The sequence below is a fragment of the Roseovarius sp. MMSF_3359 genome, from assembly GCF_030733385.1.
Taxonomy (GTDB): Bacteria; Pseudomonadota; Alphaproteobacteria; order Rhodobacterales; family Rhodobacteraceae; genus Roseovarius.
Genome location: NZ_JASHJC010000005.1, coordinates 21,291 through 31,006, shown reverse-complemented (window position 1 = coordinate 31,006; position 9,716 = coordinate 21,291). Strand labels below are relative to the sequence as shown.

Here is a 9,716-nt window from a genome sequence, read left to right as displayed (position 1 = left end):
TCATGACCCGTATCCTGATCCATAACAGTAAGACTGATGAGATGGCCGCGCGCCTGGCCGATGCCCTGCCGGGTGTCGAGGCGGTGACCTGCGAAACCTATGACAGTCTGCCGGAGCGGATCCGCGATTTCAGGCCGGACGCGGTGTATTCGATCTGCTTCAACGGGCGCGCGGGGTTTCCTCGCGATGCCCTGCTGGGCGACGGTGGGCCAAAGTGGATTTCCGTGGGCGGTTCCGGTGTGGATCACCTGGCCGGATGGGACCCGGATGCCGTGACCGTGACAAATTCTGCCGGTGTCGCCGCGCCGATGATGGCGGAGTATGTCTTTGGCTCGATTCTGCATTTCACCCTGGATATTCCGGGGCTTCAGGCGGATCAGGCCGAGCGCGAGTGGCGCAGCGCCCGGCTCATGTCGCCGCTTCGGGGCAAGACGATGCTGATCGTCGGTCTGGGCCATACCGGTCAGGAGGTGGCGGCGCGTGCCAAGGCGTTTGGCCTCACGGTCATCGGCACGCGGGCGCGGCCGGAACCGATGGAGAATGTCGATGAGGTTCATGCCAGCAGCGACCTGCAAAACCTGTGGCACCGGGCGGATTTCATCGTGTTGTCGGTCCCGCTTCTGCCGACCACGCGGCATATGGTGAATGCGCGTAGCTTTGCCGCGATGAAACCCACGGCGATCCTGGTCAATGTATCGCGGGGCGGGGTGATGGATGATGCGGCGCTGATCAATGCCATGCGGACAAAGACGATAGCCGCTGCGGCGCTTGACGTTTTCGAGGCGGAGCCGCTGCCTTTTGACGATCACATGTGGGGGTTGGAGAACGTCATTCTCTCACCGCATTGTTCGGCGGTCTACGCGGATTGGGCGATGCAGTCCTTCGAGCTCTTCATCGAGAACCTGCGGCGCTGGCAGGCGGGGGAGCCGTTGAAGAACATCGTGAACCCCGAACGTGGCTATTGAACGGAAAAGGCGAGACATGACAGAACCGATGCGCGGGGTCATCACCCCGATCCTGACCCCCTATAACGACGATCACTCGATTGCCACGGACCTATACTTGGAACATGCCGCCGGGTGCCTGTCGGAAGGGGCGCATTACCTTTCACCCTTCGGCACCACGTCGGAGGCGCTGAGCAATTCGTCGCGGGAACGGATGGAAATGCTGGAGCTTCTGATCTCGTCCGGCGTGGCGCGCCCGGATCAGTTGATGCCTGGGACGGGGTTGAATGCGCTTGAGGAGACGCTGACGCTTTCCAGGCATGCGGTGGCGCTTGGATGCGCGGGGGTGATGACATTGCCGCCCTTCTTTTTTGTCACCGCCAGCGATGAGGGGCTTTATCGCTATTTCAGTCAGTTGACCGAAGGTGTCGGCTCAGACGCGCTGAAGATCTGCCTCTATCACATCCCACAAAATACCGGGATCGGGATTTCGCCCGGGCTTGCGGCGCGTCTCAACCGGGCGTTTCCCGAGGTTGTTGTTGCCTACAAGGACAGTTCGGGGAATTGGGACAACACCAAAGCGGTGATCGAAGCGGCACCTGGCATTTCGGTCTTCCCCGGGTCGGAGAGTTTCATGATCGACGCTATGAAGATCGGCGGGGGTGGATGTATATCGGCCAGTTGCAATTCAAATGTGGGACCGATCCGTGCGATGTTCGACCAGGCGGCGGCCGGAGATTGGGACGCAGCGTCGGCGATGCAGCCTGGCGTCAATGCGCATCGGCAGGCGGTACAGGCCGGTGGGCTCATTCCGGCGCTCAAGGCGTTCAAGGCAGATCAGACTGGCGATGCGCGCTGGCTCAACCTGCGCGCGCCGCTTGAGAATGCGGATGCAGCCCTGGCCGCGGGACTGGTGGCGACCCTGCCGTGACCAAAAGGAGTGCGCTCACGCGCACGCGCGATGTCTCGTCGGCGGCCTCCGGCCTTCTCCTCGGGTGGGCGCCTGCCGCGACGGGCGGGCCTTAATCCTGCCCCCAGTTCTCGGACTGCATTTCGCGCAGGCGGCTGGCGGTGCGTTCGAATTCGAACGTGCCTTCGCCCTCGACATAAAGGTATTCGGGCGCAGCGGCAGCGGTGCAGATCAGGCGGGTCTTGGCCTCGTAGAGCGCGTCGATCAGGGTCACGAAACGTTTGGCCTCGTTGAAGTTCGACCGGCTCAGTTGCGGAATGTTTTCCAGGATCAGCACGCGCGCGGCCTCGGCCAGCGCAAGATAATCCGCGGGCCCAAGGGGTTTGCCGCAGAGGTCATAGAAGCTGGCCCGGGCGACACCATTGTGAAAGCCGGGAAGCTCGACCTCGCGCTTGTTGACGTGAAGTGTCAGCGGCTCACTTTCGCCGTCGGATAGATCCTGCCAGACCGCGCGGATTTGCGCCCGGGTTTCATCGTTGATCGGGGTGAAGTAGGTCGGGCTGCCTGCCAGTTTGTCCTGTCGGTAGTCGGTGGGGCTGACCATTTCATGCACCACCATTTTCTCTTTCACCAGTTCGATGAAGGGCAGGAACAGCTGCCGGTTCAGGCCGTCCTTGTAGAGCTCGTCCGGCACGCGGTTCGAGGTCGTCACCACCACGACACCGGCGGCGAAGAGGGCTTCGAACAACCGACCGACGATCATCGCATCGGTGATATCGGTGATCTGCATCTCGTCGAAGGCCAGAAGCCGCACGGATTGTGCCACCTCCTTGGCAACCGGTGCCAGGGCGTCCTTTTCACCACGCCCACGGGCGGCATGCATGCCACGGTGGATTTCCTGCATGAAGGCGTGGAAATGCACCCGGCGGTTGGGCACATCAAGCGTATCGACGAACATGTCCATCAGCATGGATTTGCCGCGCCCTACGCCGCCCCAGATATAGAGGCCCTTGGGCGGCTCGGCTGATTTCCGGAACCAGCCCTTTTTCGGGGCTGGTGCCAGACCGGTCCGGATACGCTCGAATTCAGGAAGCAGGGCCTCTTGTGCGTCGTCGCGCGTCAGGTCTCCGGCGGCCACAAGGCGCGCGTATTTTTCCGGCAGCGTTTCCATGAAACCGGCATATCGCGCCCTTGCAGGCTTGGGAAGTGTGATCGGATATTGATACCTGTCATCACAACAGTTGAATTGACCGTTGTCACCGCGTCACTAAAGTGTCCCGGCCATCGGAGGGCGCAGATGACCAAGACCACACCTCTTTTCACGCCCGTTTTGATCATCGGCTGCGCGATCCTGCTGATTTCGTTTGCGATCCGGTCTGCGTTCGGGGTGTTTCAAATTCCGATTGCCGACGAGTTTGGTTGGCTGAGATCCGAGTTCAGCACCGCCATTGCCATACAGAACCTTGCATGGGGCATCGGGCAGCCGATTTTTGGCGCGATTGCGGAGAAGATCGGCGACAGGAAGGCCATCGTGATCGGTGCGATCATGTACGCAATGGGCCTGGTGCTGTCGTCCTATGCGGTGACGCCGCTGGCGCATCAGTTTTACGAGGTGATCGTTGGGTTCGGTATCGCCGGGACGGGCTTCGGCGTGATCCTGGCCGTGGTCGGGCGCGCCAGCAGCGTTGACAACCGGTCCATGAGCCTGGCAATTGCCGCGGCGGCGGGGTCGAGCGGACAGGTATTCGGCCCGCCACTGGCGGAATACCTGCTGAATTTCATGGGGTGGCAAACGGTCTTCTTGATCTTTGCGGTTCTGATCTTGTCGGTGCTGCTGACGCTGCCGCTGATGCGCCTGCCGGCGCCGGCAAGCAAGCAGACGCTCGAAGAAAGCCTGGGCCACGTTTTGAAGAAAGCATTCCGGGATCCGTCCTATACGCTCATTTTCCTCGGGTTCTTTAGCTGCGGTTATCAGTTGGCGTTCATCACCGCGCATTTCCCGGCTTTCGTGACCGAGGTTTGCGGCCCGATTGAACCGGGCGGGCTGCTGCACGGGTTGGGCATCACCACCACCTCTGCGCTTGGCGCTGCGTCGATCGCCATTATTGGACTGGCAAACATTGGAGGTACGTTGCTGGCGGGTTGGCTTGGTAAGCGTTATTCCAAGAAGTACCTGCTTGCGGGTCTCTACACTTTGCGTACGATTTTTGCCGCCGCATTCATCCTGGTGCCGATGACCCCCGCCACGGTTCTGTTGTTTGCGCTCTGCATGGGGTCGACATGGCTTGCAACGGTGCCGCTGACCAGCGGATTGATCGCCCATATCTATGGGTTGCGCTACATGGGAACGCTCTACGGCATCATCTTCTTCAGCCACCAGTTGGGCAGTTTTCTCGGCGTCTGGCTTGGGGGGCGGATGTACGACGCCTATGGCGATTACACGCTGGTCTGGTGGGTCGGCGTGGGGATCGGGGCGTTTAGCGCCATTGTGCATCTACCGGTCAGGGAACGGGCGTTGAGCCCTGCCTGACGTGCCCTACCCGTATAGCTTGCGGGCCTGCGCGAAGGACAACAGCCGCTTGCTGTTTTCGTCCCAGAGGTGCAGCCGCGCGCAGCCAAGGCTTTGCCGGATTGTCATGCGGTTACTCTCATCCAGCTCGGCATGATCGCGCAGCACTTCGGTCAGGCGATAGAACGGTATCCGGCTATAGAGGTGGTGCACATGGTGGATGCCGATATTGGCGCTGAACCATTGCAGGATCTTCGGCAGCACATAGTGCGAACTGCCATGCAGCGCGGCGTCATGCAGTTGCCAATCCTGATCATGGTTCCAGTGGGTGTGTTCGAACTGATGCTGCACGTAGAAGAGCCACATCCCCGCCGTCGCCGCCAAGAGGGTTGTGGGCAGAAAGATCAACAGGATCGGCGCGAACCCCCCGAAATACCAGATTGCGACAAGAACGGCGATGATCGCGATGTTCGTCCCGATGGCGCTGACCCAGTACCGGAGGCTGTTCATCAGGCCAAGCGGCAGGCGGTTTTGCAGCAAGAAGAGATACCCAGGCGCCAGGCCGAAAAGCGTAAACGGATGGCGGTAGAGCCGGTATTGCAACCGGCGCAGGGGCGACAAGGCGTTGAATTCATTTACGGTGTAGGTGTGGATATCCCCCATGCCGCGCCGCGCGAGATTGCCGGAACCGCTGTGATGGGCATTATGGGTCCGGCGCCAGACATCGTAGGGCGTCAGGGTCAGGACGCCGATCACACGGCCGACCCAATCGCTGACATGGCGGTTGGCAAAGAACGCGCCGTGGCCGCAATCGTGCTGGATCGTGAAGAGGCGCAGCAGGAAAAGCGCGTTGAAAACCGAAATCCCGAAAGCCAGCCAATAGCTGATCGAAAGCGTCCACCAAGCCAGCGCCCAGAGCAGGATGAAGGGTACCAGGCTGACCCCGGTCTCAAAAACGCTGCGCAGGTGGTTTGGCTCTCGGTAGCTCGACAGGATCTTGACCCAGTCTCTTGCCTGCATTGTGTCGTGGTCGGGCTGGGATAGATCCGGGTGTTTTGTCATATGCCTGCATTTCTGTGTGTCTTGCGCACCCGGATAGAGAAGTCAGGCGACTTGGCAAGCAGAATGTTGACCTTTGGTCAGCTTGCGAAAACGGTTTGGCGGATATGATGCAGATAACGCGCAGTCATACGTCTCTGGGTGGTGCCCGAGGGGGTGGAATGGCGCCAAGCGGGTCAGTTCTGGTCGAGGGCGATGTTGACGCCAAGCGCGATCAGGACGCTGCCGCCGATGCGGTGCAAGATCCGTCCACCCGCACGGGACGACCGGACCATCCGCGTGATCTTGTCCGCCGCAAGGACGCAAAGGACATCTGCTGATGAAAAGACGATATTGACGATCGTTCCCAGGACCAGGAGCTGCAACCAGATTGGCAGGCTTGCCGCCGGATCCGTGAATTGCGGCAAGAACGCGAGGTAGAAGATTGCGGTTTTGGGGTTCAGGGCCTCGACCGTTACGCTTTGCCAAAAGGCGCGTCTTGGGCCTTTTGCCTTTGTTTCGGGGACCCGTTCGACGGCGTGCGGTTTGGACACGATCATCTGCACCCCGAGCCAGACCAGGTACGCCGCCCCGGCGAATTTCAACGCGACATAGAGAACCGGCACTGCCTTGAACAACAGGGCGAGGCCCAGTGCCGCCGCCACGACGTGAACATAGCCACCCACATGGAGCCCGAGCGCCGCCAACCATCCGCCCCGGCGACCCCGGGCAACGGTTTGTGCCGCGGTATAGAGCAGGGCCGGACCGGGCATATAAGCGAAGAGCAAGGTGGCCGCGAAAAAGGCGATCATCAATTCACCGGATGGCATTTACTTCTCCCCTCTTGGATGGGTTTCAGGGCGTTTCCATCACGTCGTGCAGCAGGGCCACAACCTCGTCGCTATGGGTATAGGCCAGCGCATGGCCCGCGTTTTCAACCACGCCGTGGGCTGCGCGTGGGTTCCACTCCGAGAGCGTGGCCTTGCCTGCGATCGGGATCACGTCATCATCGCGGCCCCAGATCGCCATGACCGGCAGGCTGGTCTCGCTGATCTGCCGGTGTTCGTGCTCCTGTTCGGTGTCGAGAATACCACGCAGGGAGGCGAGGACGGCGCCGCGAAAGCCGCGATACCCGAGTTCCGCCTTTTGCAGATCGACAATGTTCGGGATGGCCGTGGGCAGATCCCGTTCTGCTTCGAGCGCCTGGCCATAGGACCGTCCATAAAACGCCATCATCAGCCAGCTGCCCAGGTATTTGTGGTTGGTCACCAACCGGGCAATTGGACCAAGGTCATGGCCCATCCCCGCCGGTGCCAAAAGCACGACCTGCCGCAACCGCTCCGGCGATTTCGCGGCAAAGGCGGTTGAGATCGCACCGCCCATGGAATACCCCAGCAGGGTGAACTTGCCGCTTACCTGCTGGTTGTCCAATAGCTCTTCGAGTTGCGTGACAAAAAAAGCCGCGTCCTGCTCGCCACGTGGCCGGTCTGAATAACCCCGCCCATAGAGGTCATAGGTCAGTACGCGGTAGCCCATGGCGGTAAGGCCCTCGACAATCGGCCCCCAGACAAAGGATGGCGTGGTCAATCCATGTACACAAACGGCGACGGGGCCGCCCTCGGGGCCATGCCATTGGTAATGTGTCACCCCGCGCGACAAGGTGACGAAAGCGCCGGGGGCCTCTTGCCGCTCGGCCTTGCCCATCGGTTTGCGTCGACGGTCGGCCACATAGGGGGCCGCAATGATCGCGGCCAGAAGGACAAGCCACACCCAGCTCATGCGCCCGCGTTCCAGGCGTCGAGGATGTAGCGGCTGGTCATCAGGTCGAGATGCGCACCGCCGCCATTCTTGAAAAGCGTGATCTCGTCATCCGAACGGCGTTTGAATGCCTCGGGCGTGTAGAAATCCGCCAGGATGTCACCGCGCGTGATGGCCCCGCTTGCGACCGGTATCTTGAATTCGCCGATATGGTCGATGGTGGTGTCGAAACTGTCGGCAAAGATCCGGGCACGGGTCAGGGCAGTATCGTCCACCTCGCGCATGTCCGGGCGGTAGGCGCCAATCAGGTCGATATGCTGACCGGGGCGCAACCAATCGCCCTGGATCAGCGGATCCGTGGACATGGTGGCGGAGGTGACGATATCGGCAGCCTGCACCGCGCTTTGCAGATCGCCCGCCACGGACATGCCGGGACATTCCGCCGCCATCTCTTCGGCCTTTGCGGGGGTCCGGTTCCAGATGGTAAAGCGCGCATCCGGGAAGGCCGTGCGATAGGCCTGCCAAAGGGTGCGCCCGACGGTGCCCGCACCCACGATCAGGATGTTTTGGCTATCCGGCCGGGCCAGGCGGCGCGCGGCAAAGAGGCTGTCACCTGCGGTCTTCCACTTTGTCACGAGATGGAAATCAATCATCGCCTCAAGCGCGCCATCCGCATCGGCATAAAGGCATACCGATCCGTGGATCATCGGTTTGCCCGCCACGGGGTTGCCGGGGAAAACCGTGGCGCACTTCACCGCCAGGCCCAGCCCGTCGATCCAGGCCGACCGGTTCAGGAGCGTGTCATTGCCGCGATAGAGGAACGTATCGGCGATCTCTGCCTTTGGCATCGCGTGGCCCCGCTCGAAAGCGTCGCATAGGGAAAGCCAATCCAGATTTGCCTCGCCGCCGTCGAAAGGGATGATCGTGATGCTCATGCGGCGTCTTCCCTGCTGATGAGCCCCGCGGCAACCAGGCAATCGGCCCAGCTTTCGGGGGTGGTGAAGAGGTGGGTTTGCCATCCACGGGCGCGCGCGGCGTCGATGTTTTCCGCACGGTCATCGGCAAAGAGAAGGCTTTGCGCCGGCAGCCCGCAATCGGCTTCGACCGCGGCATAGATTGCCGGATCGGGTTTGCGCATCTTCATCCTGCCGGAGATATAGAACCGGTCGAACTCCGTCAGGAAGGGGAATTGCGCCTGGCTGACCGGGAAGTTTTCGGCGCCGAAATTGCTCAGGACAAAGACCGGCACACCCCGCTCTTTGAGCGCCCGCAAGAGGCGCACCGAATGGGGAATGGCCGGTTGCGCCAGATCGGTCCAATTGTCGCGCAGGATCAGAAGTTCGGTGGCCCATGTCGGTGCCTCCCGCGCCGCGTCGTCGATCGTCGGCGCAAATGGCGCGCCTTCGTCGATCCGGTTCATCAGCCCGTGGAAGTCGAATTCATCGAAGAACGCCCGGCGCCGCTCCCCCCCGATGAGGCGGTCGTAGTGGCGTTCCGGCTGCCATTCGATCAGAACATTGCCGATGTCGAAAATCACGGCCTGAACCTCTGTCATGCCCGTCGCTCCATCCTGTGTGGTCGTCCTTTGACTGTCTCCCGCCAGACCAGATACAACCCTGATCCCATGATCAGCGCAATCCCGATCCATGCGGTCCGGTCGGGGAATGTGCCAAAAACCGTGATCCCCCAGAAGATTGCCATCGGCATCGACACATATTCGAACGGCGCCGCAAAGGCCGCTTCGGAAAGGCGGTATGCCTGGCTGATGAGGAAGCCGCCCATGACGCCGCTCACTCCCAGCATGGCGAGGATCGGCATGTCCGCCATCTCCACCGGCACCCAGGGCCGCAGCAGGAAGACAAGCGCCGGGTGCGCCTCTGCTGCGAACCGTCCGTCGCCGACCGAGAGGCCGATGGCGGCGCTGACCGTGATGAAGGTCAGCAGGATATAGAACGTCATGGTGGCGGCGCTTTCGGTGCCGCCGATCTGCCGCGCCACGATATGCATCACGCCATAAAGGAAAGCCGCGGCAATCGGAAAGAGCGATGCGATCTGGAACGCCGAGGTGCCGGGTTGCACGATCACCATGACCCCGGCAAATCCAACGGCAATCGCCGCCCAGCGTCGTGGCCCCACCACTTCGCCGAGGAACACGATCGACATGAGCGCGATTAGCAGGGGCGAGACGAAGAAGATCGCGATCGCATCGGCAATCTCCATCGCGGCCAGCCCGAGGAACAGGAAGGAATTGGCCAGCACCACGCAGAGGCCGCGCAGCAGGTGCCACCCGATCCGGCGGGTGCGGATGATCCCCCACCCGCCCGATAGCGGCATGATGATGGCAAGAAATACCAGCAGGCCCAGGGAAGAGCGGATCAGGATGATCTGATGCAGCGCGTATTGGTCGCTCAGAAACTTGATGCCGACATCGTTGAGCGAAAAGCACAGCGCCGCCGCAAACGCGCAGAGCGCGCCGGTAAGGTTCGAACGGGCGGTCGCTGATTGGGTCATGATGGCCGGGTCTGAAACAAGATCAGGTCAGATGAGGCCAGTGACC

Annotated in this window: 10 protein-coding genes; 3 read left to right on the top strand and 7 right to left on the bottom strand. The window is 61.4% G+C overall.

All coding sequences use genetic code 11. The features are described from left to right. Nucleotides 1-2: 2 nt before the first annotated feature. Nucleotides 3-965 carry a D-2-hydroxyacid dehydrogenase gene (locus tag RBB29_RS08705; protein ID WP_306115809.1) on the top strand — a complete coding sequence of 321 codons (963 nt, stop codon included), beginning with the start codon at nt 3-5 and terminating at the stop codon, nt 963-965. Nucleotides 966-981: 16 nt separating this feature from the next. Continuing rightward, nucleotides 982-1,875, top strand: a complete 894-nt coding sequence (locus tag RBB29_RS08700; protein ID WP_306115808.1) for a dihydrodipicolinate synthase family protein — start codon at nt 982-984, stop codon at nt 1,873-1,875. A gap of 91 nt (nt 1,876-1,966) precedes the next feature. Here the strand turns inward: RBB29_RS08700 and zapE are convergent, their stop codons facing one another. Beyond that, entirely contained in the window at nt 1,967-3,025 is a 1,059-nt protein-coding gene (gene zapE / locus RBB29_RS08695; protein WP_306115807.1) for a cell division protein ZapE, read from the bottom strand. A gap of 126 nt (nt 3,026-3,151) precedes the next feature. Here zapE and RBB29_RS08690 point away from each other — a divergent pair, with 126 nt between their 5' ends. Next, nucleotides 3,152-4,384 carry an MFS transporter gene (locus RBB29_RS08690; RefSeq protein ID WP_306115806.1) on the top strand — a complete coding sequence of 411 codons (1,233 nt, stop codon included), beginning with the start codon at nt 3,152-3,154 and terminating at the stop codon, nt 4,382-4,384. A 6-nt stretch (nt 4,385-4,390) separates the two neighbouring features. On the opposite strand, the gene RBB29_RS08685 is transcribed toward RBB29_RS08690, so the two are convergent. The 6 genes from RBB29_RS08685 to RBB29_RS08660 form a co-directional block, all read right to left on the bottom strand. Then, nucleotides 4,391-5,425: a fatty acid desaturase gene (locus RBB29_RS08685; RefSeq protein WP_306115805.1), complete on the bottom strand. Its 1,035-nt coding sequence runs from the start codon at nt 5,423-5,425 to the stop codon at nt 4,391-4,393. Between the two features lie 173 nt (nt 5,426-5,598). After that, the gene (locus RBB29_RS08680; protein WP_306115804.1) at nt 5,599-6,231 is read right to left on the bottom strand and encodes a LysE family translocator; all 633 of its coding nucleotides are present in this window, start codon (nt 6,229-6,231) and stop codon (nt 5,599-5,601) included. 25 nt (nt 6,232-6,256) lie between these two features. Next, complete coding sequence (locus tag RBB29_RS08675) at nt 6,257-7,180, bottom strand: alpha/beta fold hydrolase (RefSeq protein ID WP_306115803.1); 924 nt, start codon at nt 7,178-7,180, stop codon at nt 6,257-6,259. Further along, nucleotides 7,177-8,094: an ornithine cyclodeaminase family protein gene (locus RBB29_RS08670; protein ID WP_306115802.1), complete on the bottom strand. Its 918-nt coding sequence runs from the start codon at nt 8,092-8,094 to the stop codon at nt 7,177-7,179. Before RBB29_RS08670 ends, RBB29_RS08675 begins: the two co-directional genes overlap by 4 nt. Next, nucleotides 8,091-8,714 carry an HAD family phosphatase gene (locus tag RBB29_RS08665; protein ID WP_306115801.1) on the bottom strand — a complete coding sequence of 208 codons (624 nt, stop codon included), beginning with the start codon at nt 8,712-8,714 and terminating at the stop codon, nt 8,091-8,093. The genes RBB29_RS08670 and RBB29_RS08665 overlap by 4 nt, the downstream gene beginning before the upstream one ends. Then, nucleotides 8,711-9,670 (bottom strand): DMT family transporter, encoded by a 960-nt coding sequence (locus RBB29_RS08660; protein ID WP_306115800.1) that lies wholly within the window; start codon nt 9,668-9,670, stop codon nt 8,711-8,713. The genes RBB29_RS08665 and RBB29_RS08660 overlap by 4 nt, the downstream gene beginning before the upstream one ends. Nucleotides 9,671-9,716 lie beyond the last annotated feature (46 nt).

Excerpts from the sequence above, each read along its gene's own strand:
- RBB29_RS08705 (WP_306115809.1), top strand. The coding sequence starts at position 3 with ATGACCCGTATCCTGATCCATAACAGTAAGACTGATGAGATGGCCGCG.
- RBB29_RS08700 (WP_306115808.1), top strand. The coding sequence starts at position 982 with ATGACAGAACCGATGCGCGGGGTCATCACCCCGATCCTGACCCCCTAT.
- zapE (WP_306115807.1), bottom strand. The coding sequence starts at position 3,025 with ATGGAAACGCTGCCGGAAAAATACGCGCGCCTTGTGGCCGCCGGAGAC.
- RBB29_RS08690 (WP_306115806.1), top strand. The coding sequence starts at position 3,152 with ATGACCAAGACCACACCTCTTTTCACGCCCGTTTTGATCATCGGCTGC.
- RBB29_RS08685 (WP_306115805.1), bottom strand. The coding sequence starts at position 5,425 with ATGACAAAACACCCGGATCTATCCCAGCCCGACCACGACACAATGCAG.
- RBB29_RS08680 (WP_306115804.1), bottom strand. The coding sequence starts at position 6,231 with ATGCCATCCGGTGAATTGATGATCGCCTTTTTCGCGGCCACCTTGCTC.
- RBB29_RS08675 (WP_306115803.1), bottom strand. The coding sequence starts at position 7,180 with ATGAGCTGGGTGTGGCTTGTCCTTCTGGCCGCGATCATTGCGGCCCCC.
- RBB29_RS08670 (WP_306115802.1), bottom strand. The coding sequence starts at position 8,094 with ATGAGCATCACGATCATCCCTTTCGACGGCGGCGAGGCAAATCTGGAT.
- RBB29_RS08665 (WP_306115801.1), bottom strand. The coding sequence starts at position 8,714 with ATGACAGAGGTTCAGGCCGTGATTTTCGACATCGGCAATGTTCTGATC.
- RBB29_RS08660 (WP_306115800.1), bottom strand. The coding sequence starts at position 9,670 with ATGACCCAATCAGCGACCGCCCGTTCGAACCTTACCGGCGCGCTCTGC.